At 61.5% G+C, this 25212-nt stretch carries 27 protein-coding genes; 3 read left to right on the top strand and 24 right to left on the bottom strand.

Annotated features, from left to right (window positions below):
* Positions 1-2: 2 nt before the first annotated feature.
* The 14 genes from EE36_RS10300 to EE36_RS10235 form a co-directional block, all read right to left on the bottom strand.
* Positions 3-1574 (bottom strand): acetolactate synthase large subunit, encoded by a 1572-nt coding sequence (locus EE36_RS10300; RefSeq protein ID WP_254655571.1) that lies wholly within the window; start codon positions 1572-1574, stop codon positions 3-5.
* Between the two features lie 14 nt (positions 1575-1588).
* A complete protein-coding gene (locus tag EE36_RS10295; RefSeq protein ID WP_005851979.1) occupies positions 1589-3157 on the bottom strand; it encodes a class I adenylate-forming enzyme family protein in 1569 nt (522 codons plus the stop codon).
* Positions 3158-3258: 101 nt separating this feature from the next.
* Complete coding sequence (locus EE36_RS10290; protein ID WP_005851977.1) at positions 3259-4986, bottom strand: SulP family inorganic anion transporter; 1728 nt, start codon at positions 4984-4986, stop codon at positions 3259-3261.
* A gap of 4 nt (positions 4987-4990) precedes the next feature.
* Complete coding sequence (locus EE36_RS10285) at positions 4991-5875, bottom strand: MBL fold metallo-hydrolase (RefSeq protein WP_005851975.1); 885 nt, start codon at positions 5873-5875, stop codon at positions 4991-4993.
* Between the two features lie 183 nt (positions 5876-6058).
* Positions 6059-6496 (bottom strand): DUF302 domain-containing protein, encoded by a 438-nt coding sequence (locus EE36_RS10280; protein WP_005851974.1) that lies wholly within the window; start codon positions 6494-6496, stop codon positions 6059-6061.
* Positions 6497-6568: 72 nt separating this feature from the next.
* Positions 6569-7594, bottom strand: coding sequence for a c-type cytochrome (locus EE36_RS10275; protein WP_005851972.1), 1026 nt, complete (start codon positions 7592-7594; stop codon positions 6569-6571).
* On the bottom strand, positions 7578-8840 hold the full coding sequence (gene soxC / locus EE36_RS10270) for a sulfite dehydrogenase (protein WP_039912232.1): 1263 nt from the start codon (positions 8838-8840) through the stop codon (positions 7578-7580). The genes EE36_RS10275 and soxC overlap by 17 nt, the downstream gene beginning before the upstream one ends.
* A gap of 24 nt (positions 8841-8864) precedes the next feature.
* Positions 8865-10568 carry a thiosulfohydrolase SoxB gene (soxB, locus tag EE36_RS10265; RefSeq protein WP_005851968.1) on the bottom strand — a complete coding sequence of 568 codons (1704 nt, stop codon included), beginning with the start codon at positions 10566-10568 and terminating at the stop codon, positions 8865-8867.
* A gap of 96 nt (positions 10569-10664) precedes the next feature.
* On the bottom strand, positions 10665-11519 hold the full coding sequence (gene soxA, locus EE36_RS10260; protein ID WP_005851966.1) for a sulfur oxidation c-type cytochrome SoxA: 855 nt from the start codon (positions 11517-11519) through the stop codon (positions 10665-10667).
* A gap of 27 nt (positions 11520-11546) precedes the next feature.
* Entirely contained in the window at positions 11547-11876 is a 330-nt protein-coding gene (gene soxZ / locus EE36_RS10255; RefSeq protein ID WP_005851964.1) for a thiosulfate oxidation carrier complex protein SoxZ, read from the bottom strand.
* An 18-nt stretch (positions 11877-11894) separates the two neighbouring features.
* Positions 11895-12314, bottom strand: coding sequence for a thiosulfate oxidation carrier protein SoxY (gene soxY, locus EE36_RS10250; RefSeq protein ID WP_037943596.1), 420 nt, complete (start codon positions 12312-12314; stop codon positions 11895-11897).
* A gap of 38 nt (positions 12315-12352) precedes the next feature.
* A complete protein-coding gene (soxX, locus tag EE36_RS10245; RefSeq protein WP_005851961.1) occupies positions 12353-12829 on the bottom strand; it encodes a sulfur oxidation c-type cytochrome SoxX in 477 nt (158 codons plus the stop codon).
* 119 nt (positions 12830-12948) lie between these two features.
* A complete protein-coding gene (locus EE36_RS10240; RefSeq protein ID WP_005851960.1) occupies positions 12949-13521 on the bottom strand; it encodes a thioredoxin family protein in 573 nt (190 codons plus the stop codon).
* Between the two features lie 18 nt (positions 13522-13539).
* The gene (locus EE36_RS10235; RefSeq protein ID WP_005851958.1) at positions 13540-14280 is read right to left on the bottom strand and encodes a cytochrome c biogenesis CcdA family protein; all 741 of its coding nucleotides are present in this window, start codon (positions 14278-14280) and stop codon (positions 13540-13542) included.
* Between the two features lie 71 nt (positions 14281-14351).
* Between EE36_RS10235 and EE36_RS10230 the strand changes: the two genes are divergently transcribed.
* Positions 14352-14738: a hypothetical protein gene (locus tag EE36_RS10230; RefSeq protein WP_005851957.1), complete on the top strand. Its 387-nt coding sequence runs from the start codon at positions 14352-14354 to the stop codon at positions 14736-14738.
* 84 nt (positions 14739-14822) lie between these two features.
* On the top strand, positions 14823-15140 hold the full coding sequence (locus tag EE36_RS10225) for a helix-turn-helix transcriptional regulator (protein WP_005851955.1): 318 nt from the start codon (positions 14823-14825) through the stop codon (positions 15138-15140).
* Positions 15141-15147: 7 nt separating this feature from the next.
* On the opposite strand, the gene EE36_RS10220 is transcribed toward EE36_RS10225, so the two are convergent.
* The 5 genes from EE36_RS10220 to EE36_RS10200 form a co-directional block, all read right to left on the bottom strand.
* Complete coding sequence (locus EE36_RS10220; protein ID WP_005851953.1) at positions 15148-16113, bottom strand: DNA topoisomerase IB; 966 nt, start codon at positions 16111-16113, stop codon at positions 15148-15150.
* Between the two features lie 3 nt (positions 16114-16116).
* Positions 16117-16332, bottom strand: a complete 216-nt coding sequence (locus EE36_RS10215) for a DUF2945 domain-containing protein (protein WP_005851951.1) — start codon at positions 16330-16332, stop codon at positions 16117-16119.
* A 67-nt stretch (positions 16333-16399) separates the two neighbouring features.
* On the bottom strand, positions 16400-17206 hold the full coding sequence (locus EE36_RS10210; RefSeq protein WP_174226599.1) for an ABC transporter permease: 807 nt from the start codon (positions 17204-17206) through the stop codon (positions 16400-16402).
* Positions 17199-17966, bottom strand: coding sequence for an ABC transporter ATP-binding protein (locus EE36_RS10205; RefSeq protein ID WP_005851947.1), 768 nt, complete (start codon positions 17964-17966; stop codon positions 17199-17201). Before EE36_RS10205 ends, EE36_RS10210 begins: the two co-directional genes overlap by 8 nt.
* Positions 17967-18035: 69 nt before the next feature.
* Complete coding sequence (locus EE36_RS10200) at positions 18036-19055, bottom strand: ABC transporter substrate-binding protein (RefSeq protein WP_005851945.1); 1020 nt, start codon at positions 19053-19055, stop codon at positions 18036-18038.
* Between the two features lie 241 nt (positions 19056-19296).
* Between EE36_RS10200 and rpe the strand changes: the two genes are divergently transcribed.
* The gene (gene rpe / locus EE36_RS10195) at positions 19297-19986 is read left to right on the top strand and encodes a ribulose-phosphate 3-epimerase (protein ID WP_005851944.1); all 690 of its coding nucleotides are present in this window, start codon (positions 19297-19299) and stop codon (positions 19984-19986) included.
* Between the two features lie 97 nt (positions 19987-20083).
* Here the strand turns inward: rpe and EE36_RS10190 are convergent, their stop codons facing one another.
* From EE36_RS10190 to EE36_RS10170, 5 genes are all read right to left on the bottom strand, one after another.
* The gene (locus EE36_RS10190; RefSeq protein ID WP_005851942.1) at positions 20084-21577 is read right to left on the bottom strand and encodes a class I adenylate-forming enzyme family protein; all 1494 of its coding nucleotides are present in this window, start codon (positions 21575-21577) and stop codon (positions 20084-20086) included.
* Positions 21578-21661: 84 nt separating this feature from the next.
* The gene (locus EE36_RS10185; protein WP_005851940.1) at positions 21662-22435 is read right to left on the bottom strand and encodes an oxepin-CoA hydrolase, alternative type; all 774 of its coding nucleotides are present in this window, start codon (positions 22433-22435) and stop codon (positions 21662-21664) included.
* The gene (locus tag EE36_RS10180) at positions 22432-22890 is read right to left on the bottom strand and encodes a PaaI family thioesterase (RefSeq protein ID WP_235208512.1); all 459 of its coding nucleotides are present in this window, start codon (positions 22888-22890) and stop codon (positions 22432-22434) included. The genes EE36_RS10185 and EE36_RS10180 overlap by 4 nt, the downstream gene beginning before the upstream one ends.
* Complete coding sequence (locus tag EE36_RS10175) at positions 22841-23974, bottom strand: acyl-CoA dehydrogenase family protein (RefSeq protein WP_005851936.1); 1134 nt, start codon at positions 23972-23974, stop codon at positions 22841-22843. Before EE36_RS10175 ends, EE36_RS10180 begins: the two co-directional genes overlap by 50 nt.
* Positions 23971-25176, bottom strand: a complete 1206-nt coding sequence (locus EE36_RS10170) for an acyl-CoA dehydrogenase family protein (protein ID WP_005851934.1) — start codon at positions 25174-25176, stop codon at positions 23971-23973. The genes EE36_RS10175 and EE36_RS10170 overlap by 4 nt, the downstream gene beginning before the upstream one ends.
* Between the last annotated feature and the right edge of the window lie 36 nt (positions 25177-25212).

Raw genomic sequence — 25212 nt, 5'->3', positions numbered from 1 at the left:
CGCTACATCACCGCTTCGATCAGATACGGACCTTTATGCGCCAGCCCTGTCTCGATCGCGAGCTCAAGCGCTTCGCAATCTGTGACCTGTGTTGCCTCTACCCCCATCGACTTTGCCATCTGTGCAAATTCAAGCGTTGGCTGGTCCAACGACAGCATATCCATCGCCTTGGGGCCCGCATTGCTGACGCCGACATTGGTCAGCTCGCCGCGCAGGATCTTGTAGACGCGGTTGGCGAAAATCACGATGGTGATGTCCAGCCCCTCGCGGGCCATCGTCCAAAGCGCTTGCACCGTGTACATCGCGCTGCCATCCCCGATCAGCGCCATCACCTTGCGGTCAGGGCAGGCCACGGCCGCCCCGATCGCCACGGGCATGCCATAGCCGATGGACCCGCCGCAGTTGTTCACCCAAGTGTGCTTGGGGGCCCCTGCTGTTGCGGGGAAGAACGCGCGGCCTGTGGTGATCGCCTCGTCGATGACAATCGCATCCTCGGGGATGGTGCGCGCTAGGGCTTGCGCGATGCCGCCCGGCTCCAACGGGCCGCTGGGTTTGTCGGGGGTAGCGGCTTCGGCCACATGGGCGGGTGGAGTGTCCGCCGCACCCACATTGCCGCACAGCGCCTCCAGCGCCCCCGCGATATCCTGCGCGGTGGTGCAGAGGTTGGTGATCTGCGTGCCCTCGGCGGTCAGGATCGCGGGCTTGTTCGGATAGGCGAAAAAACCGATGGGTGCGCGTGCGCCCAGCAGAACGATGCGCTTGAACGGGGCCAGCGTCTCTAGCGCCTGATCGATGGGATAGGGCACGCGGTTGACCACCACACGCCCTGCCCCGCGTTCCTGCCGCGCATTAGCCCATTCGCTTAGCAGTTTGCAGCCCGTCTTGGCCGCGATCCGCCCCGCAATCTCAAGCATCTCGGCGCTCAGCGCGGCACCGCCCAACAGCAGCAGGCTGTCAGGGCCGGACAGCGCGGCGACGGCTTCCTCCAATGCAGCCTCGTCAAAGGCAGGGCGTTCCGCAGGCTCTCGCGCGGGCGCGACAGCGCCGCCTTCGTTCCAGGCGGTGTCACTCGGCAGCATCAGCGTCGCCACCTGCCCCGGTGCCACATTTGCCGCCTGCACCGCACGGGCCGCATCCGCGCCCACATCCGCCGCCGACATGGATGTATGCACCCAATGGGACACGGGCCGCGCGATCCCTTCGATGTCAGAGGTCAGCGGCGCGTCCAGCTCGATATGCGTGACCGCATGTTCGCCGACAATATTCACCACGGCCGAGCCTGCCTTTTTCGCGTTGTGCAGGTTCGACAACCCGTTGGCGAGCCCTGGCCCAAGGTGCAGCAGGGTGCAGGCGGGCTTGCCGGCCATACGGTAGTACCCATCCGCCGCCCCCGTCGCCACGCCCTCTTGCAGGACAAGGATCGACCGCATGCCGGGCACGTGGTCCAGCGCGGCGACAAAGTGCATTTCCGACGTGCCGGGATTGGTGAAACAGGTATCAAGCCCGCTATCGAGCAGCGTCTGCACAAGGCTATCGGCGCCATTCATCTGGTCTGTATCGTCTTGGTCGCTCATGTCATCTTCCTTGTTCACGCAGACACCGCCGCCCAGAAGGGCGCGCGCAATTCTTTCTTGAGGATCTTCCCGATAGAGCTGCGCGGCAGCTCGTCGCGCAGTTCCACCGCCGACAGACGCTGGCTTTTACCCAGCTTGGCGTTGGCGTCAGCGCAGATATCATCGCCCGAACGCGTTGCCCCCTCGCGCAGCACCACCAACCCGTAAGGCGTTTCGCCCCAAGCGTCAGAGGGCACGCCGATCACGGCGGCATCCGTCACATCGGGGTCGGCCAGCAGCACCAGTTCAAGATCGTCGGCATAGATGTTCAACCCGCCCGAGATAATCATATCTTTCTTGCGGTCAGACAGGATCAAAAAGCCGTCCTCGTCGAAACGGCCCATATCACCCGAGCGGAAGAAGACGTTGCCCGCTGCGTCGCGCCAGATGTAGTCAGCCGTCAGGTCATCGCGCCCGAAATACCCCGCCATCATCGTCGGCCCGCGACCGCAAATCTCGCCCACGGTGCCCTTGGGAACCTCTGCACCGGTCTCGTCGATCAGGCGGATTTCATTGCCCGGCGCAGGCTGGCCCACCGTGTGCAGCTTGTCGGGGTGTTCGGCAGAATTCAGTACCGTGACCCCGCCGCCTTCGGTCAGACCGTAGTATTCCAGAAGCTTGCCGGGGAAGCGCGCCAGCACATCCGCCTTGACCTCGGCCCGCAGCGGCGCGGAGGTGGAGAATTTCACCTGCATCGATGACAGGTCGAAGGCGTCAAAGTCAGCCACGTCCATGATACGTTTGTATTGCACAGGCACCAGCATCGTGTGGGTGATCTTTTCACGCTGCACGATCTCGAGGTACCCGCGGGCGTCGAACTTCGGCATCAGATAGACGGTCGAGCCGCCATAGAGCGTCGGCAGGAAGGACACGATCGTTGTGTTGGAATACAGCGGCGTCGACAGCAGCGTGCGGGCGTTATCGTCATATCCGTTGGGCGACACGCGGTCCATCTGCGCCGACCGCATCCAGTGATTGTGCAAGATGCCCTTGGGCGTGCCGGTCGTGCCCGAGGAATAGATCAGGTTGAACGCATCCGACATCTCGATCTGGATTTCGGGGTCGGAGTCCGAAGCCTCGTCAACCGCAGCGCCATAAGGCTGAAACGCGGGATGGTCGAAATCAATGGCAAAGCGCGCCAGATCCAGATCGGCGATAAAGCCATCGACCAGTTCAAGATATTGCGCCGCGACAAAGATCGCGCGCGCGCCGCAGTCGGTCAGCATCTTTTGCAGCGCGTCGGGGGACGCCATCGTCGACAGCGGCGTCACGCAGGCCCCTGCCCGCAGGATGCCCATAAACAGCTCTGCATAGGGGATGGAATTGGGCGAGATGATCGCGATGTTGTCGCCCTTGCTCACCCCCAGCGACAGCAGCAGATTGGCGATCTTGTTGATGCGCTGGTCGAATGCCCCCCAGCTGACGGTTTGCCCGTCACAGACCAGCGCAGGTTTTTCCGGATGTGCTTTAGCGTTGTCGCGCACGACCTCGACGATGGTTTTCGTGGGTGTCGTCGCCGGTGCCGGCGGATTGATCGGTATCATATCACTGTCCTGAAATAGTTCTCTCCCCGCTGCGGAACGCCGTTCCGCAGCCCCTGACAGCAGTTGTAACGATCAAACAGAAACTTGCAAACGATGGGTGACTATGCGGCAGCTTTTCCCAAGGCGACATAGGCTGCATGCTGGGACAGGAACACGCTGCCTGTCAAATCCGAGATGAAATGCTGCTTTTTCAGACGGTCCATGACGGGGCCTTTGACCTCGGATAGGTGCAGTTTGATCCCCATGTCGCGCAGCCGTGCGTTGATCGCTTCAAGCGATTCCAGCGCGCTAAAGTCGATCTCGTTGATGGCAGAGCACATCAGCACGACATGGCGCAGACAGGTATTGCCTGCCAGCCGGTCGTAGATGCAATCCTCCAGGAACCGCGCGTTGGCGAAATACAGGCTCTCGTCGATGCGCAGGGTCAGCACCGTGGGGCAGGTCTCTACCTCGTGGCGATTGATATTGCGGAAGTGTTCGGTGCCCGGCACCAGCCCGACTTCGGCAATATGCGGTTTGGTGGTTTTATAGAGATGCAGAAAGATCGACAGCACCACCCCGCAGGTCACCCCCAGTTCGACCCCGCTGCCCAAGGTGATCAACATGGTCGACAGCACGGCAGCGAAATCGGATTTGGAATAGCCCCATGCCTTTTTCAGGATCGAGAAATCCACCAGCGTTAGCACGGCCACGATGATCGTCGCAGCCAAGGTCGCTTGCGGCAGAAAGAAGACCAGCGGTGTCAGCGCCAGTGCAGCCACGGCCAGCCCCACGGCGGTATAGGCCCCCGCCGCCGGTGTCTGCGCCCCTGCGTCAAAGTTCACCACAGACCGTGCAAAGCCCCCCGTGACCGGATAGCCCCCCGTAAAGGCCGCGCCGATATTGGCCGCCCCCAGACCGATCAGCTCTTGATCCGGATTGATCCGCTGACGCCGTTTCGCGGCAAGCGTTTGCGCGACAGAGATGGATTCAACAAACCCGATGACAGAGATCAGAAAGGCCGGCAGCAGCAGGCTGCCCATCAGTTCGAACGACAGGTCCGGCAGCGTCAGCGGCGGCAGGCTTTGCGGCACGGCCCCCACAATCTTGACGCCCTGCCCGGCGAGATCAAAGGCCCAGACCGCCAATGTGGTGACAACCACCGCCGCCACGGGCCCCGCCTTGGTCGCCACATCCGCCGCCCGTGGGCCAACGCCACGCGCGCGCAGGAAAGGTTTCAGCCCCTTGCGCACCCAGAACAGAAACAGCGTCGCGGACACGCCAATCACCACCGTCGTCCCGTTCACCGTGCCCAGATTGGCCCAGATCGACATCAGCAGCTCTGCCAGATTGCCGCCAGAGGCATCAATGCCCAGAATATGCTTGATCTGGCTGGCGGCGATGATCACGCCAGAGGCGGTGATAAAGCCCGAGATCACGGGGTGGGACAGGAAATTCGCCAGAAACCCCAGTTTGAACACGCCCATCACCAGCAGCATCACCCCAGACAGCAAGGCCAGCGTCAGCGCGGCGACGGCATAGCCCATCGTGCCCTGATCGGCGATATTGCCCAAGGCGGCCGCGGTCATCAGCGACACCACCGCCACCGGTCCCACTGCCAAGGCGCGGCTGGTGCCAAAGACGGCATAAAGCAAGATCGGCGCGATCGATGCATAGAGCCCCGCTTCGGGCGGCAGCCCCGCCAGCAGCGCATAGGCCAGCGATTGCGGGATCAACATGATCGTGACGATCACCGCCGCGATCAGATCATTGGACAAGGCCGCCTTGTCATAGTCGCGCCCCCAGTCGAGGACGGGCAGATAGCGGCGGGCAGCGGCGGGAATACGCACCTGATTACAACCCGTTCACCGGCACCTTGAGCATCAGGTTCCCGTCCTTGTCGCGCGGCATATGCCCTGCGCGCATGTTGACCTGAAGCGACGGGATGATCAGCTTCGGCATCGACAGCTGCGCGTCGCGTTCGGTGCGAAAGGTGATGAATTCCTCGCGCGTTTTGCCGCCGCCCACATGGATGTTATGCGCTTTCTCTTCGCCCACGGTGGTTTCCCACTGGATATCGCGACCATTGGGCCCATAGTCGTGGCACATAAACAGGCGCATGTCGTCCGGCAGGGACAAGACCTTCTGGATGCTGTCATACAGCTCTCCGGCGTCGCCACCGGGGAAATCCGCGCGGGCAGAGCCGCCGTCGGGCATGAACAGCGTATCGCCTGTGAAGGCAGCGTTGCCCATGACATGCACCATGCATGCGGGCGTGTGACCGGGGGTGTAGATAGCAAAACATTCCATGCCGCCGACGCGGTAGCGATCGCCATCCTTGAACAAGGCGTCGAACTGCGAGCCGTCGCGCTGGAATTCCGTCCCCTCGTTGAACACTTTCCCAAAAGTGTCCTGCACGGTCATGATCTGCTCTCCGACGCCGATCTTGCCGCCCAGCTTTTGCTGGATATAGGGCGCGGCAGACAGGTGGTCGGCATGGACGTGTGTCTCGATAATCCACTCCAGCGCGAGTCCCTGCGCTTCGACCTCGGCGATGAGCTTGTCCGCGTGGTCATAGGTGATCCGTCCGGCGGCATAGTCGATATCCATCACGGAATCGATGATTGCACAGGCGTTGGAGTTCGGGTCTCGCACGATATAGCTGATCGTATTGGTCACCGGATCAAAATGGCCCGAGACATCGGGGATGACATCCATATTCACGGGGTATTCAGTCATGGTCACCTGCTCCGTTTGCGCTTTTTTCGCCCGACATCTGAAGCCTGCGCCCCGTTGTCGAGTCGAACATATTCATACTATGGAATTTTTCATCAAGGAAGCGGATTGTGCTGCCCGACCGCCAGAACCGCCGCGACAAAGCGTCCTGTGATTGCCGCCTTTTCTACGCAACAGCGGGAGCATTCAAAACCCGTCCAGCGCGCTTTGCGTGATCTCGTCCAGCAGGGCCTGCACCTCTTGCATGGGGCCGTCCGGGTAGGTCGGATACCCGACAGAGACCGCGCCGTCGATGTCGGTGACAAATATGCTGTAGGGACAATGGGCGATGTTCATCGGGTCCGCCTCCATCACCTTGCGCGACACCACGGCAGAGCAGAACAGAAACACATCTGCCGCGCGAAAGATCTCGACATCGCTGCCGACATCGCTGGCGGTACGGGCAAGCATCTCGCCTGTGTGGCTGACGTGGTCGATGACCAGCCCCTTGCCGACAATCGCGTTCTCGACCGCGAAGGTCGCATCGTCAAAGCTACCGTCATAGGCGTAGGTCACGGCCTGATCCTGAGCGGCGAGCGGCGCGGCACAAAGGCAAAGTGCTGCGGCAATCTGTAACGGTCTCATCCTTGGTCCTTTCACAAACGGGCGCAGGCCTATCCTATCACCCTCGCCGTACGTCGCCAATCATGCGCACCGTCACGGGGCCGGAAAGCTGTTGAGATACGCGATCACCGCCTTGATCTCGGCATCGCTTTTCAAGCCGGAAAACCCCATCTTGGTGCCCTTCATGAAGCTGCGCGGTGCTGCCAGAAAGGCACCCAGCGTCTGGGGTGTCCAGATCAGACCATCCTCTGCCTGCGCCATCAGGGCGCGCGAGTATTTGAACCCCTCGACCCCACCGGCAGGCGCACCGACGATCCCGTTCAGGACCGGGCCCGCGCGGTTTTTGGCCCGTTTGCCCAGCTGATGGCAGGCTTTGCATTTGCGGAACACCAACTCTCCATCGGCGAGCAAGGCGGGGTCGGCAGCAGGCTCTGACGCTGGCGCGACATCGGCAACGGGCGTTTGTTGCGGCACAGTCGCGGGGGCGGCGTCCTTGGGCGTCACATCCAGTGACAGCGCGCGCATAGTAACGTTCACGCGTTCCTTGCAGTCTTCCATACACGGATCAATCTGCCAGCCCGGCAATTCCGTAGTGTCGCGGTCATCGCGGAGGAAACCGTCGGCATTGGGCATCCGGACCGTGGCGAAGTTGTCTTTGGACAGGGTAAATTCCTCTGCCACCAGATCGTTGGAATAGAGGATATACGCCACGATGGCATAGACCTCATCCGCCGTCAGCGTTCCCGCATCGCCATAGGGCATGGATCGGCGGATATAGTCGAAGCTTGTGGACAGATGCGGCCAATAGGACCCGACCGTCTTGACCGGATCGGCATCCGCCAGCGTGTCCTGCCCGCCCGCGAGCGCAGGCCAATTCCCGCGGCCTTCGGCAAAGTCCCCGTGGCAGGCGGCGCATTTTTCGGTAAAAATCGCTTCGCCCGTCAGCACATCGCCCTGCCCCTCGGGCAGACCGCGCCCATCGGGCATCACGTCCACATCCCAGGCCGCGATCTCTTCCGGCAGCGCGGCGCGGCCCAGACCGTAGGGGGCCGCCGCCAAGGGCAAAGCCGTGGCCGTGGCGATGACGCATGTAGCAATGGTGTTAAGAAACTTCGACATTTTCAACGCTCCCGTCCGCGTGCAGCCACCATGTCTGGATGCCGTTGTTGTGGTAGACAGAGTTCAGCCCCCGCACCGCGCGCAGTTGCGTTTTCGTCGGCTGGACATAGCCCGTGTCATCCATCGCGCGGGATTGCAGCAGCATCTCTGTGCCGTCCCACTGCACATCGAGGTAAAAGCGGCAGAGCGCCATCGGCGTGCCCTCTTGAGCCAGTCGCGCGGTTTGCCAGCTTGCGCCACCATCCGTCGACACATCCACGCGGGTGATCGTACCGCGCCCCGACCATGCCAGCCCGGTGATCACCAAAGGCCCCGCCCCATGGGGCACCGGCGATTGCGGGCTTGGTGCGGTGATGACGGATTTTGCGTCCATCGCCCACGTCCATTTGCGGCTGGTGCCATCGGCCAGCGTATCGGTGTATTTCGACGTTTCCTCGCGGCTCTCGACGGGCGCGTCCGTGACCTCTATCCGGCGGAGCCATTTGACCCAGAGGTTGCCCTCCCACCCCGGCACGACCAGCCGCACGGGGTAGCCGTGTTCCTTGCGCAGCGCCTCGCCATTCGCTTTGAACGCGACAAGCACATCGTCGAGCGCCTTATCCATCGGGATCGACCGCCCGTTCGACGACGCATCGGCGCCCTCGATATAGACCCATTTGCCCGCGGGGTCATAGCCGGCTTCCTCCAGCAGCAACCGCAGGGGCACGCCGGTGTATTCCATATTATGGATCATGCCATGGGTGAACTGTGCCCCGTTCAACTGCGCGCCCGCCCATTCCATGCCCGAATTGGCGGCACATTCGCAGAAATATACGTGATTTTCGCGCGGGAAACGTTCCAGATCGGCGTAGGTGAACACCAGCGGGCGGTCCACCAGCCCGTTCACCATCAGGCGGTAATCCTGTTTCGACAGTTCGATCGCGCCCGAGTGATGCCGCTCAAAGGCGCAGCCCTGCGGGGTGATCGTACCGTCCAGCGCGTGGATCGGGGTGAAGTTGATCGAACTGATGGTATCCGCCGTCAGCCAAGGCACATTGCGCCGCACCACGTCTTGCTCGAACCGGATGGGCAGACCGTAGGGCGTGACATCCACCCCATCGCCCAAGCCCTGCGCCCAGGGTTGCGGTTCAACGATCATGGGATCGGGCGATTGCGCGGCAGCGCTACGGGCCGCCATCGCCCCTAGTCCAGCAGTCGCCGCGCCACGCAAGAAGGCCCGTCTGTTCGCTGTCTTCCGTGGTGCCATGGCCTTGCCTTTCATGCTGCCCTGTTACGCGCCCTTGACGATGACGCTGGTGTTGGGGTCCAGCGACACGCTGCCCTGCTTGCGGATGTGGCTTTCGACCACGTCCCAGATCGCGGGGCCCTCGGTGCCTTCGTTCACGCTGGCCCAGCCTGCAACCTGATACGTCTTGGCCGGATCGACACGTTCCCCGGTTTTCAGCAAGGTCAGTTCAGTGATGCGGCTGCCTTGCGGCTGGGTCACGTCAATGCGGTAGCCAAGCCCGCCTGTGCGCACCATGTCACCGCCCTGCTGGTAATAGGGGTTGGGGTTAAACAGGTTGTCGGCCACATCTTCCAGCACGACATGCAGGAATTCACCTGTCATCTCGGTCCGGTAGGCTTCGGGGTAGGTCATGGAGGTGACGTTCCAGATATCCTCGCGCGTGATGTCCTGCCCCGGCAGGATCGACGGCCCCCACCGCACACCCGGGCTCAGCGCGATATCGGCCTCGCGCTCGGAAAGCAGCGCGTCGCAGATCAGGTCATCCCAGCTGCCGTTGAAATTGCCGCGCCGGTACAGCAGCGTGTCTTCGGCGGTGGTGCCGATGACTTCGGTCAGCTGGTCAAGGTATGGCGCGCGTTGTGCGTCGATCAGCGCGGTCATCGCCGGATCAGGCGCAATCACGTCAGAGAAGATCGGGATCAGCTTGTGGCGGAACCCCATCATGCGGCCGTTGCGCACATCCAGATCGACGCGGCTGGCAAATTTCCCGTTCGACCCCGAGGCGACAATGATCGTCTCGCCCACCAGCACAGGCTCGGGCAGCGCGTCATGGGTGTGACCCGACAGGATCACGTCGATCCCCGTCACTACGCCCGCCATCTGCTTGTCCACATCAAAGCCGTTGTGGCTCAGGCAGACGACCAGTTCGGCCCCTTTGGCGCGGACCTCGTCCACCATTTCCTGCATCCGTTCATCGCGGATACCGAACGAGTATTCGGGGAACATCCAGCCGGGGTTGGCGATCGGCATATAGGGGAAAGCCTGCCCGATCACCGCGACTTTAACGCCGCCTGTCTCGTAGAACTTGTAGGGCGGGAAAAGCTCTGTCGGTTCGTCCCATTCGGCGTCAAAGATGTTTTGCCCCAGGGCGGCAAAGGGCAGCCCCTCGACGATCTCTGCCACGCGGTCAGAGCCGAGCGTAAATTCCCAGTGAAAGGTCATCGCGTCAGGCTTGAGCGCATTCATCACGTTGACCATGTCCTGACCTTGCGTGTGGTAGCAGGTGTAGCTGCCGTGCCAGGTGTCGCCGCCATCCAGCAGCAGCGCATCGGGCCGGTCCGCGCGGATCTGGTTGACCACACTCGCCACACGGTCCAGACCGCCCATCCTGCCATAGCCCTGCGCCAGAGCCGAAAAATCGTTATAGGTCAGCGCATAGGCCGAGGGGCTGCCGTCCGCGATCCCGTAAAGCTTGCGGAAATCCGCGCCGGTCAGATGCGGCACCTTCCCGCGGTTCTCGCCCACACCGATGTTGACCGAAGGTTCGCGGAAATAGATCGGCTTCAACTGCGCGTGGATGTCGGTCACGTGGATCAGGCTGACGTTGCCGAAGGTGTCGAATTCAAGCAACTTGTCCTGCGTCAACGCCTGCTGCGCGGCGAGCTTGCCCCAGTTGCCAAAGGACGACGCACCATACAAAGCCGTTGCAGCCATGCTGGCCTGAAGGAAATCACGACGAGAGATCATAGGCTGGCCTTTTCGACGCGCAATTCATATGCGCATATTTGAATAATAATATGATAAAAAGACCCGCCTCGCATCGGCGAAACGGGTCTTTTCAGGTTAGTTCCGGACAGAGGGCCCTTCGACCGACAGCCCGTTCCCGCGCGAGCCGACGTACAGCTCAAGCGCGACAAACTCGGGGCTGCCGGGGTCAAAGGTCTCGGCACGGGTGTCGCGTACACAGCCTTTGAAACGGGCCTGCACCGCGTTCAGCTTGGTGTTTTTCAGACGGTAGGTCGGGAAGCCGTTGATCTGACCTTGGCTCAGGTGGTCGGCACGGATCATGTTGCCATAATTGTCCTCGTGGCAATTGGCACAGGACAGTTCAAGCTGGCCGAAACGGGTATAGTAGATCTCTTTGCCCTGCTCCCATGTGGATTGGGCCGGACCGTCGATGGCGATATTCACCGGCATCCCCCGCGAGACAGAGGAGATCAGCGCCGTCATGTTCACCATGTCGCCGCCAGTGTATTTCCACTTTTCCGCACCCATGCGGTTCTCGCGGCAATCGTTGATCTGCATTTCCAGCGTGCGCACCTCGCCCGCGGATTCGACATACTTGGGATAGACCGGACGCACGCCCGCCATCTCGGCCGAGGCCCCGTGACAATCCGCGCAGGATTTACCCTCTGATCCGTCGGCGGTGTTCCAGACATCTTCGGCCTGTTCCACAAAGATCATACCGGCGTTGTCAAAATCATCGGCCTGCATCGCGCGGGTCTCGGTGCCGCGGAAAAGCCAGCCCGACATGACCTCGTCTACCGCGTCCGCCATATGCGCGGGGGCGGCAGTGCGGGTCACGATGTCGATCTCTTCGTTGATCACCAGCGTATCATCCACGGGATCGGCGAAGGCCCCCGTCGACATCAGCGCCGCAGCAAGGCACGCGCCCAGACCTTTTGTGAAATTGCTCATTCCTGTTCCTCCCAAGGATGCGGACGCTTAGCTGATCGTGATGTCTTTGGTTTCCTCGTAGACATCGCCGTCATCGTCATACCACGTGAAGGTGAATGTCCCCGCTTCGGGCACGGTGGCGTCGAATTCGAAATACGGGTTGGTCGAGATCGCGGGCTCCATCGCGACATCGATCACATTCTCGCCGTTAAAATCGCAGGTGAAACGATTGATGATCGACCGCGGGATCGTGTTGCCGTCGCTGTCCTTGCGCTGGCCGGATTCCATCTTGTGGCTGATCAGGGTCTTGATCGTGATCGTCTCGCCAGCCGCTGCTGACTTGGGGACTTTGACGCGGGGTTTTACACCAGATGCCATGTTTTTCTTCCTCTCGCCTTAGCCGCCGCAGCCGCCGATTGTTACTTTGATTGTGCTGGTCGCCTTGGCGAAAGAGCCGTCGGCCAGCTTGGCGATCGCCACTACATCCTGCGTGCCCGCCAAGCGGATACGGGTGGAGGCGTGCTGCGTTGCTGCCAGCGGGCCGAACTTGAAGTTCGCCACAGGCGGCGTGGGGTTGCCAAGCGCCAGCACCATGATTTCAGTGGCACCGGGGGCGTCGACCTCGATCGGGACGGTATTGCCGTTTTCCGCAATCTCGGGGGCGGTCAGGGTTACGCCGGTATCAGCCATCTCTGCACCGCCGGTGAAGGCAGCAATCGCGTCATCCCCGGCAGCGGCCACGGCCAGCTTGGGCAGGGACAGTGCGGCAAAGGCACCTGCCCCCATCGCAATCGCACTACGTCGTGTAAATTCCATTATCATCACTCCTGATCAGATCCCGCTGGGTGGGGTTCTTAGTCTTTCAACGTGGCAAGATAGGCCACGACATCCTCGATCTGCTGGGCGGCCAGAATAGGCCCCAGCGTGTCATCAGCCGCCTTGCCGGTATAGCCCTTGCCCGGACGGACATAGCCGCTGTCCTTGTAGAATGCGGGCATCATTGTCCCCTCGAACAGCATCTTCGCGTTGGCCACGATGCCGCGCAATTCAGCCTCGGTCCAGCGGTCCCCCGCCCCATCCAGCATCGGGCCGATTTCGCCCTGGAACGGGATATCGGGCAAAGCGCTGACCTGATGGCAGGCGATGCAGTTGCCAAGCTTTTTGCTACCCACGATCTTGGCCCCCTCTTCGGGGTTGCCGGGGGTACCGGTCAGCGATTGCTCAACCGCGCCATACTCATCATAGACCACGTCACCGGGGGCCACGTCGGCCGCATGCGCCGCCGCTGCAAAGCCGACAGAGGCCACCAAGGCAAATACGGAAACTTTCATGCGTCCTCCCACAGACATTCCTTTTGAAAACCCTACTGCCCGCGCCAAAATGACGCAACTATAAATTCAATTTATTGAATTTCTTATAGCAGCACGGCATTTAGCGGATCCTACCGCCGTTATTCCTGCTCTTCAATGAGCATACGCGCGTGATATTTCTGGAACGTCTCGTCCCCCTCATATCCCTTGTCGACGACCCAGTTCATCATGTGAAAGGTCGTCGCCGGACCAAAGGCACCGGGGACCGTCGCGACCGCCGCTTCAACGGCCGTCTGCCCTTCGTCCACGGTCTGGGGGAAATACATCAGCGTCGGCGTGAACATCTGACGCCATTTTCGCACCATGTCCTTCTCGGGCAATGTCTCTCCGTCAAAGTCGGTGACCTCGACATCGCCGAACATGTTGATTTGCACGACAAAGAAATTCTCGCGCAGGTAGGCATCGATCTTGGGCAGCGGGAAAACCTCTTCGTGCATCTTGTTGCAGTAGATGCAGCCGCGCTGTTCGATGATGACCATCAGGCGCTTGCCCTCCTCCGTCGCCTCGGCCAGATCGTCGCGCAGATCTTTGAAGGTCTCGCGCATCCAGGCGGTCTTGTGCAAACCGTCATCCCCCAGGGTCGCGGCACTGCCCGCAGTCACCATACAAGCGACAGCCGCCAGCGCGGCCAAAGCGTTTCGGATCATCTTCATCAAAAGTCCCTCCGGTTGTTAGCCAATGGCGCTGAAAACGGGGAAGGTTTCAAGCATCCACTGCGCAATATAGTTGATCGAGTTGGTGGCGATCAGCAGGCCAAAGACAATCAGCAGAACCCCCATCGCCTTTTCTACCGTGCCCAGATGTTGCCTGAACCCCGCCATCCAGCGCATGAACGGCCCGATGAACAGCGCCGCCAGCACGAAAGGCGCGGTCATGCCCACGCCGTAGGTCAGCAGCAACAGCGCACCCGAGCCCGCCGTCTCGGCCCCTGCGGCGGTGAACAGGATGGCCGCAAGCACCGGCCCGACGCAAGGCGTCCAACCAAAGGCAAAGGCCAGCCCGATCACATAGGCCCCCAGAAAACTGGTTGCCGTCGTGTTCCCCGCATCCGCACGAAACTGGCGATATAGAAAACCGATACGGATCACGCCCAGAAAATGCAGGCCCATCGCAATGATAACAGCCGCAGCGACCCATCGCAAAACATCGAAATAGTCTCGCACGATCTGGCCAAAGGTCGTGGCCACCGCCCCCAGCCCGACAAAGATCGTGATCACCCCCGCCGCAAAGAACAGCGCCGCGATCACCGCGCGCCGGCGCACGGCGGCATCCACCGGCCCGTCCGCCGTGATCTGGTTCATGCCGACGCCCGCCAGATAGCTCAGATAAAAGGGCACGATCGGCAGGATGCAGGGCGACAAAAAGGACAAAAGCCCGGCAAATGCCGCGCCCAGAAAGGTGATTTCAAGCATGCAGGTTGCCTTTATCTTGTGCCATTCACATATTCACATTAAGTATTTTGAAATCAACAGGTGAATTCCCTATGCGGTTGCGCACTGCTTTCTTGTCCCTCTCGGTGGCCACAGGCCTTGCGGTTTCCCCCCTGATCGCAGCGGCCCAGACCGCGCTGATCATGGTCGAGGAACAGGGCTGCGTGTGGTGTGCCCGTTGGGATGACCAGATCGCTCCGATCTATCCCAAGACCCAAGCGGGCAAGGCAGCCCCGCTGCGCCGCGTTGATATCAACGATGACAAACCCGCCGATCTGCACTTTGCCCGCAGCCTGCATTACACGCCGACGTTCGTGTTGATGGTCGACGGCCATGAGGTGTCGCGCATCGAAGGCTACCCGGGCGAAGATTTCTTTTGGGGCGTTCTGGAAAAAATGCTATCCGACGCCCAATTGATGCCAGACCCCGCCAAAAGCTAGCGCCCCTTGCGATATGCGCACGCCAATCCCCTTTTATTCAGCCAAGGATGTTAACCAGTGGGTAACCCCGGTTCCGACACAGAAATGAGCCAAGCCGATCGGGACCGTATGGCCGAAAACGCCGCACGTGCCTCTAACTTCCTCAAGGCGATCAGCCACGAGGGGCGGTTGATGATCCTGTGTCACCTCTCCGCAGGCGAAAAATCCGTCACCGAGCTGGAAGAGCTGCTGTCCGCCCGTCAGGCGGCGGTATCCCAACAGCTGTCACGCTTGCGGCTTGAAGGCCTGGTAACGCCGCGCCGCGACGGCAAGACGATCTATTACAGGCTGGCCGATGACCGTCCGCAAAAGATCATGGAAGTCGTCTATGATATGTTCTGCAAACCGGACAACGACGGGTAAACGCGTCTCAGAGCTGCTCCAGATACGTCAGCAGCCGCGCTTCCGAGGCGAATAGCCCGGTCTTGCGCCCGACCTTGATCTCGGGCGGGGCTTCGCCCGCCAGATCAATCACCGCCGGATGGATATAGCTGTTGCGCGCCACGGTCGGCGTATTGCTCAACTGTGCGGCAGCGGCTTCGGCCAATTGCTTGATGGTGGCCTGCCCCTTCTCGGCGGCCTCGAAGGCGGCAACGGTGCCCGCCCATGTGCGGAACGTCTTGGCGGTAAAGTCGTCGCACCCCGATGCTTCGGAGATATAGGCGTTCAATCCGGCTGAGTTCAACTGATGCACCTCGCCCTGCGCATCGGCCCATGTCAGCAGCTCCGCCCCCGGCAGGTCGTTAATTTTCTCCAGCGTTTTGGCCAGCGTCCGGTCGTTGATCTGCCGCCGCACCTTCTTGCCGCCCTTGGCCGTATAGCGCAGCCGGATCACATTCCCGTCGAGCTTTACGTGTTTCGACCGCAGGGTCAGCGTGCCATAGCTGCCATTCTCGCGCGTGTAGTCCGGATTTCCCACCCGCAGCGACGCGCGATCGATCAGCGTGACGGCGCTGGCCAAGGCAAAGCTGCGCTCGCCTGCCTGCTGATCCAGATCGCGGGCGACAAAGCGGCGCAGGCGCGGCAAAGCATGCGCAAAATCCACCAAGCTTGCGAATTTCGTCTCTGCCTGCGCCTCTGACCATTTTTCATGATAGCGATATTGTTTGCGATTGCGGGTGTCGCGCCCCGTGGCCAGCAAATGCCCGTTCGCCAAAGGCGTCATCCACACGTCTTCATAGGCGGGCGGCACCGCCATCGCTTCGAGTCGCGCGCGCTCTTCTCCGCGGGCAATGGTAGTGCCGTCCGGTGCCTTATAGGTAAACCCGCGCCCGCGCCGCTGACGCGAAATGCCGGGGCGGTCATCGCCATAATAGGTCAGCCCCGCGCCGCCCATATGTCAGGCGGCCTCGACTTCCGACGACAGCTTGAGCACCTCATCCCCATCGTCTTGCTCGATCAACAGCGCCGGATCATCATCGGACCCGTTGCGCGTGACTTCGGACCCTTTGAACGTACGGGTCACACTTTTGGTAAAGCGTTCTGTCACCTTGCCACTGGCAGTGCCCTGCCCCCAGTCCCATTTGACCTTGGTGCCCTTGGATATGCCTGACATCGTCGTCCCCTCTGCACTGTTTGGTGTGAAAGGATAACGATCTATGCCCGAAACGGGTTCCCTCCGGTCAGACCCGCCAGCGCAGCACGCGGGTTTCGATGGCGGCAATCACGGCGCTCACGCAAACCCCAAGCACCGACAGGATCACGACACCCGCAAACAGACGTTCAAGATCATAAAGACTGCCGGCCTCAAGGATATACGCCCCGATGCCATATTCCGCGCCCAGCATTTCAGCAGCCACCAACAGGATGATCGCAATCGCCAAAGAGATGCGCAGCCCCGACAGGATGCCCGGCATCGCCCCCGGCAGTACGATCTTGCGCACGATCGACCACCACGACAGACCAAAGCTCTGCCCCATGCGGATCAATCCGCGGTCCACATTGTCCACCGCAGCATAGGTCGCCACGACCGTCGGCGTGAACGTCCCAAAGGCGATCAGCGCGTATTTACTGCCCTCGTCAATGCCAAACCAGATCACGAACAATGGCAAAAGCGCGATCTTGGGGATCGGGAACAGCGCCGCAACCAGGGGCACCAGCCCGGCACGCACATAGCTGAACAGCCCGATCATCACCCCGACGCCGACTCCAACCAAGGCCCCGAGCGTCGCCCCAACAGCCAAGCGGCTGAGCGAGGGGGCCAGATGTTTGAACAGCATCCCCGATTGCCACAGTTCGACAAAGGTCATCGCCACATCCGAGGGGCGCGGCAACGTCAGGTTAGAGATAAAGCCGCTGCGCGTGCCCCATTCGGCCAGCAGGATCAGCAGGACAAAGACCAAGACCCCCATGCCCCGTCGTTGCTTAGGGGCAAAACCGCCGCCACGAAAGGCCACGGGGCGGCTGTTTGTATGTGCTGCATCAGACATGGATCAACTCCGCATCGGCGGCGGCGGCTTCTTCGCGCATCAGCCCCCACAAATGTTGTTGTTGCGCCTCAAGGGCGGCATCGCCATAGGCACGCTCTGCCAGCGGGGTGGTCAGCTCGACCACTTCGCGGATCTGCCCGGGGCGGCGAGATAGCACCACGATTCTGTGCCCCAGCCGCACGGCCTCTGCCAGATTGTGGGTGACATAGACGGCGGTGAAAGGCTGACGGGTCCACAGGCTGATCAGATCGTCCATCAACAACTCGCGCGTCTGGCTGTCCAAGGCGCTGAGCGGTTCGTCCATCAACATCACCGCAGGGTTCACCGCCAGGGCGCGTGCGATGGCCACCCGCTGTTTCATCCCGCCAGAAAGCTGTTTGGGCAGGGCATCGGCAAATTCGGTCAGTTTGGTGCGCGCCAGCACATCGTCGATGATTTGCGCCCGCGCGGCGGCGTCCAGCCCGTGATCCTCCAGCACCAGCGCCACATTGCCGCGCACGCTGCGCCAGGGCAGCAAGGCGAAATCCTGAAACACGTAGGTGAGCGGGTTCAGACAGCCGGCTGGGGGCGTGCCCAGTTGCAGCACCTCGCCCGAAGTCGGCTGCTCCAGCCCGCCCAGCATCCGCAGCAGGGTCGACTTGCCACAGCCCGAAGGCCCGACGATGCAGACAATCTGCCCTGACGGGATATCAAGGTTGATATCGCGCAGCACTTCGGTCTCGCCATAAGTATGGCTGACCCCCGCTAACCTAAGATCCATGAGAAACGTCCTGAAATATCAAAGGCCGGGCAAAGCCTGCCCGACCTGTCGTTGGTATAGATGGCGCGATCAGGCGCCGATGGTGTCGACGAAAGACGTGTCGATCAACGTCTCAAGCGTGATATCCGCATCCACCAGCCCCTCGGACTGGAACCAGCTCAGCTGGTCACGCACAGAGGCGACGTTCAACGCGGCCCCCTCGTTCAGACGCATGGTGCCGTTGACAATCCCCGGCGTCGCGGCCTCGAGCGTTTTGTCGGTGTAGACATAGTTGTGGATCAGCTTGACCATCTCGGCCACGCCTTCCGCACCGGCGGTCTGTTCGATCATCGCTGCGTTGTAGTCAGCCACCCCCTTGGCATAGGCCGCAAGGTAATCCTGCGTCTGCTGCTTTTCGTCGGTCGCGTTCTTGGTCGAGGTAAAGACCGTGGTGACCTGATAGTCGGGCAGATAATCGGAGACGTTCCCGATGATATGCACGGCACCCGAGCCCGCCAGTGGCTTGGCGATATGGGGCACGATGGACCAGCCATCAATCTGGCCGGTTTTCAGCGCGCCGATGATGGCACCCACCTTCTGCAACGGCTTGAACGACAGCTCGATCCCCTCGGCCTGCGCCATCTTTGACCCCATATAATGGAACGACGATCCCGCCGTGGTCATGCCAAAGCTCTTCCCGTCCAGCATCGCAGGCGCGGTCACACCCGCCTGATAGGCCGCGTCCGAGGCCAGAAACTTCTGCCCGTCAATGCCCTTCTCTTCAGACAAGGCACCGCCGATCACCTTGATCGCACCCTTATCCGCCAGCGACACCAGCCCGCCCGAGATCGCGGTCACGGCATAGTCGACATCCCCGCTGGCAATCGCCACGGCCATCGGTTGGGCGGCCTGAAAGAACTTGAGCTCGACATCCAGACCGGCCTGCTTGAAATACTCGCGCTGATAGGCCACGAATGTGCCGGAATGGCTGGTAAAGCGCAGCGCGCCCAGAGTGATCTTCTTGCCCTGCGCAACAGCCGGTGCAGCAAGCCCGACCGCGGCAGCGGCCCCCATGGTCGCCAATGTCTGGCGGCGGTTGAATGTGGTCATGATATCCTCCCCTTGAATTTGCGCGCACAATGGGTCGTGGCATGACGTAGTGTCAAGCGCACGCGCCCCGAAAACCACCCCCACGAACGAAGCGTCACCGCCTGTGGCACCCAGCCTCGCCCGCTTCCAAATGGCCCTAAATCCTCGCCGAAGGCTCCCCAGATTGCCAGCGCGCGCGACATTGCCTATATGGGCGTCACCGCTGCATCAGCCCCCTCCCTTTCACAAAAGGCCCAATCCCATGACCTTCGACCGTTCGATCAAAATTGCCCCCTCCATCCTTGCTGCCGACTTTGCCAATTTCGGGGCAGAGTGCGAAGCCATCGAAGCACAGGGCGCGGACTGGGTACATGTCGATGTAATGGACGGGCATTTCGTCCCGAACATCAGCTTTGGCCCGACCACCTGCGCCGCGATCCGCCCGCATATCAAGGGCGTGATGGACGTGCATCTGATGATCGCACCCGTGGATCCCTACATTGATGCCTTTGCCAAAGCCGGTGCCGATGTGATCACGGCCCATGTCGAAGCAGGCCCCCACATCCACCGCACGCTGCAAGCGATCCGCGGTGCCGGTGCCAAGGCCGGTGTCGCGCTGAACCCCGGCACGCCTGCCGCAGCGGTAGAGCATCTGCTGGACGTTGCCGATCTGGTCTGTGTGATGACCGTGAACCCCGGTTTCGGCGGGCAGAAGTTCATCGATATGAGCGACAAGATCCGCACCCTGCGCGCGATGATCGGCGACCGCCCGGTGCATATCGAAATCGACGGCGGTGTGGACGTCAACACCGCTTCCAGCGTGGCGCAGGCGGGGGCTGATGTGCTGGTCGCAGGCTCCGCGGTATTCCGTGGCGGGTCTGTCAGCAACCCTGCCCCCTACGGCGAAAACATCCGCGCGATCCGCGCCGCTGCCGAAGGCGTCTACGTCTAAGCGCCAGCCGCACACCAGCGACAAAGGAAAAGGCCGGCCCCCACCACGGGGGACCGGCCTTTTCCTTAACACCGCACAGGGAACAATCAGAAGCCAATCAGGCCAGCTGATCCTTGAATGTCTCGATCAGCTTGTGCTTGAGGATCTTGCCCGTGGGGGCCGCAGGCAAGGCCGTTCCGATAATAAACTGGCTGGGGCGCTTATAGCCAGTCAGCCGTTCCTTGACGAAGGCCTTCAGGTCTTGCGGGTCCAGCGTATCGCCCTCGGCGATCTGGACGAAGGCCAGCACCTCTTCATCATTGCCGGTGGACCGGCCCACCACGGCGGCCTGAATGACCTGCGGGTGATCGTTGATCGCGGCCTCTACCTCCGGCGGGTAGACGTTGAACCCGCCGTGGATGATCAGCTCTTTCGAGCGGCCCAGGATGTGCAGGTGACCGTGTTCGTCGAACGTCCCCAGATCACCGGTGCGCAGCCAGCCATCCTGGCCGAGGACTTTGGCGGTTTCCTCGGGGTTCTTGTAATAGCCCTTCATCACGTGGGCCCCACGGGTCAGGACCTCGCCCTTGCCATTGCTGCCGCCTTCGACGGTATCATCAATCTTGGTCTCGACACCGGGCAAGGACGGACCGACCGAGATATCGGGCGATCCCAGTGGGTTGCTGGTGGCCGAGATACCGGCGGTGGATTCCGTCATGCCATAGCCGTTCTGGATCGCGACGCCGTAAAAGGCTTCGGCCTTGCGCTTCCACGTGGGGTCCAGCGGTGCCGCCCCCGAAGATACATAGCGCAGCGTTTCGGAGTTGAGCTGCGTGAGCCCCTGCTCTTTCGTGTATTGCATCAGCAGCGCGTGCATCTGCGGCACGGCCGACAGGAAATTCACCCCCGTGGTCAGCGCGGTATAAAGCTTTTCAGCCGAGAAACGCGCTTCCAGCCGGATTTCGGCACCGGCGCAGCAGGAGGCGGTCATGACTGAACACAGCCCGAAAACATGGGTCAGGGGCAACACGCCATAGACCACATCGCCCGGATTGATCCCCCGCAGCGTCGCCGAGGCATTGCCGCCAAAGCGCACGTTGGCATGGGTCAGCATGACGCCCTTGGGGTCGCCCGTTGTGCCGGTGGTATACAGCAGCACCGCCACATCGCTCAGATCCCCATCGGGGTTGCTGGCGATCGGCGTGGCCAGATGCATCGCGCCGAAGGCACCGGTGATCTCTGCGGCACCCAGCCGTTCCGCATGGGCTGTCGCATCCGGTGAGGCGTGGCAGGTCATCAGCACAGCAGCAGGTGCCGCGTGGTCAATGATCCGCTGGATTTCGCCCGCGCTTTGACGTGCATTGACGGGGATGATGACGGCGCCGGCTTTCCACGTGCCAAACACAGTGGCCACGGCGGCGGCACAGTTTTCCGACAGCATCAGCACGCGGTCGTTGGGCTGCACACCGGCATCCTTGAGCGCCTGCGCGATGTCGTCGCTTGCCTTGTCGAACATCTTGTACGTCCAGCGTACCCCTGTGCTGTCGCTCAGCGCGGGCGCGTCCCCGCGTGCGGCCACTTGATCCGCCAGAAATTGCTCTACACGTACCATTATATTCTCTGCCTCCCCGCAGTCTTTCAGAACCCGGTCAGCGCGTCTGGCTGCGGGTTGGGTCAATAAATCGGTGGCCGAGGGTCAGCCGCCGTAATTCGGTGTGCGCTTCTCGAGGAAAGCGGCGATGCCTTCGGCGGCTTCATCTGCGCCGGTGGCATGGGCCATGGCGTCACATTCCGCTTCAAGCTGGTCGGCCTCGGACACGTCATAGCCCTGCGCCACCAGCCCGCGGATCACCCCTTGGGCTTCGCGGGGGCCTGCGGCCAAGCGGTCGGCAAGCGCCATTGCGGCCTCGAACGCGCCGCCCTTGTCGGTGACGGCATTTACCACGCCCAGATCATGCATGCGTTCAACGGTGACAGGCTGCGCCAGCAAGCACATCTCCATCGCGAGCTGCCGCGGCAGCGCACGCGCGAGCGAGGCGGTCAGCCCCCCGTCGGGCACCAGCCCCGCCTTGACGTAAGCAGCGGTGAACTTGGCACCGGCGGCGGCAACGATCAGATCGCAGGCCAGCGCGAAAGACAGCCCCGCGCCCGCGGCACCGCCTTCGACGGCGGCGATCACCGGCACCGGACAGGACCGGATCGCGCGGATCAGGCTGTGCAATTCGTTGATCTTGCCCCGACGTTCACCTTTGGGCATGTCGCGGCGGGCGATCAGGACATTCAGATCGCCGCCCGCGCAAAAGAAATCCCCTTCGGAGGTGAGGATCACGGCACGGATACGCGGCTCGGCGGCCATTTCAATCGCTTGGCCGATGCAGGCGTAAAGCTCGGGCGACAGAGCCCCCCGCTTATGCGCGTTTCCGTTCCAGATGACGATCCGGTCACCCTTGTCTTCGATCCGAGCGCTCATTTCAGTTTCTCCTGTGGGACGCGCTTGAACACGCCTGTGGATGTCGCAATGACCGTGCCGTCTTCGTGGACGAGTTCAGCGTCGATATACAGCAGGCTGCGACCACCGCCCTTGATCGTGCCGGTCGCGGTCACGCGTCCGGGTTGGCCCGCGGCCAGAAACTGCGTCGTCAACGAGATCGTGAGGAACGGGTGCTGGCCGGTGGGATCCACGCTTAGCGATCCGGTCATGCCACAGGCGTTATCCAGCAATGTGGCGGCAATACCGCCATGAAGAACCCCATGGCGGTTGAAGTGTTGCGGACCCAGATCAAGAAAGCAGCGCCCGTGGGCCGGATCGGATATGTCGACGACATATCCGACCAGGGTTTGGGTGCCGGTCTCGTCCCGGATCAGCTGGCTTTCATCAGGCTGCTGCAAGGGCAATGAAACGCTCCAGATGGTGGTCTGTGTCACCAAAGCGGTGGTCTGCCATGATGATACGCTTGGCGATATGGGCCAGTTCGTATTCTTGCGTCATGGCGATACCGCCGTGCATCTGGATGCTGTCTTCGGCAACCAGACGGCCCGCGCGACCCAGCAGGTTCTTGGCGGCAGAGATATGCGTCTCGCGCGCCTTGTACTCCGCTTCGAGGTTGCCCGCGGCAACGATCACCGCAGAGCGCGCCTGCTCCATCTCGATCAACAGGTCGGACATGCGGTGCGCAAGCGCCTGGAACGTGCCGATGGGCTTGCCGAACTGCTTGCGGGTCATCAGGTATTCGCGGGTCAGGCGGGTTGCCGTTTCCATCGCACCCAGTGTTTCCGCACAGATCGCGACATTGGCCGCAGCGACGCGCGCCTCGATCGCCTTGAACGCCTTGCCCGCTTCACCCAGACGGGCGGAGACAGGGACGGTCACATCATCCAGCGTGACTTCGGCGGCACGACCACCGGCCAGCAGCGCATAGCCTTGCAGCGTGATGCCCTTGGTATCTGCCGGCACGAGGAACAGCGAGATCCCGTTTTCGTCGCCTGCCTCGCCGCTTTCACGGGCAGAAACGATCAGCATGTCGGCGTTTTCAGCGTTGACCACAACCGCCTTGCGGCCGTTCAGCACCACGTTGTCGCCATCGACCTTGGCGGTGGAGGTCACCTGGTTCAGGTCATAGCGGCTGGTGGGTTCGCCGTGGGCAAAAGCCACCTGCAACGCGCCACCGATCAGCTCTTCGACGTGAGCCTGCTGGTCTTCATTGCCCAAGTCGGCAATCAGACCGCCGCCCAGAATGGCGGTATCAAGGAAGGGTTCGACCACGCCTGCGCGGCCCAGTTCCTCGAACACGACGGCGATGTCGAAACCGGCGCCGCCAAAGCCGCCCTGATCTTCGGTGAACAGCGCGCCGATGACGCCCAGTTCGGCCAGACCGTTCCAGATATCGGCGGAAAAGCCGGTGTCGCTTTCAAGGATCTTGTTGCGGGCTGCTGTATCGTATTTGTCGCGCAGGAAACGGCGCAGACTGTCTTGCAGCATTTGGCGTTCTTCTGTCAGGTCGAAGTTCATGCTCCACCTCCCATCGTTGTTTTGGCAATGATCTGGCGCTGGATTTCGTTCGAGCCGCCAAAGATCGACAGTTTACGGTTGTTGAAATATTGCGCGGCGACGGGGCCGGCATTCAACGGATCAGGCAGGGCCAGGTTCGACCCTTCGATCGCTTCGGATGCGAATGGCATCGCATAGGCACCCGCCGCACGACGTGCGAGGTCGTTGATCTCCTGACGGATAATCGTGCCTTTGACCTTCAGCATCGACGATTCAACGCCCGGTGCCGCACCCGCTGCCGCCTTGGAGACGATGCGCAGGTTTGTGGTGCTCATCGCCATCAGGTCAATTTCAACCTGTGCCACACGTGCCGCGAAATGCGGGTTCTGCATCAACGGCTTGCCGCCGGACATCTCTGCCTTGGCGATACGTTTGACCGCGGTCAGACCCGCTTGCGAGAACCCGACGCCCGCGATGTTGGTGCGTTCGTGAGTCAGCAGGTATTTGGCGTAGGTCCAGCCTTCGTTCTCTTTGCCGACAAGGTTTTCAACCGGGACTTTCACATCCGAGAACCAGACCTCGTTCACCTCGTGGGTGCCGTCGAGCAGGATGATCGGGCGCACTTCGACGCCGGGTGTGTCCATGTCGATCAGCAGGAAGGAAATACCCTCTTGCTGCTTGACCGTCTTGTCGGTGCGTACAAGGCAGAAGATCATATTCGCGTGCTGACCCAGCGTGGTCCACGTCTTCTGGCCGTTGACGATGTAGTGCGTGCCTTCGTCGTTCAGAACCGCCTCGGTCTTGAGCGAGGCAAGGTCGGACCCCGCACCCGGCTCGGAATAGCCCTGACACCACCAGTCTTCGCCCGACAGGATGCGGGGCAGCCAGTAGTCATTCTGCTCTTGCGAGCCGAACTTTTGCAGCACAGGCGCGAGCATCGACAGGCCAAAAGGCACAATGCGCGGCGCATAGGCGGCGGCGGCTTCTTCTTCGAAAATGTGACGCTGAACCGCGTTCCATTCGGCACCGCCAAATTTCTTGGGCCAGTTCGGGGCCAGCCAGCCTTGGGCGTTCAGGATAGCATGCCACTGTTCCTGACCGTCTTTACCCAGCTCTTCACCCTTGCGGATTTTGTCGCTCATTTCCTTGGGGAGCTTTTCCTCAAGAAAGGCCCGCACTTCGGCGCGGAAAGCCTTTTCTTCGTCGCTATAGCTCAGATCCATTTGTCTTCCTCCGGTTTATACTGTCGGGCATTGCGC

The organism is Sulfitobacter sp. EE-36 (assembly GCF_000152605.1).
Taxonomy (GTDB): Bacteria; Pseudomonadota; Alphaproteobacteria; order Rhodobacterales; family Rhodobacteraceae; genus Sulfitobacter; species Sulfitobacter pontiacus.
This window is presented reverse-complemented; position numbering and strand designations above follow the sequence as displayed.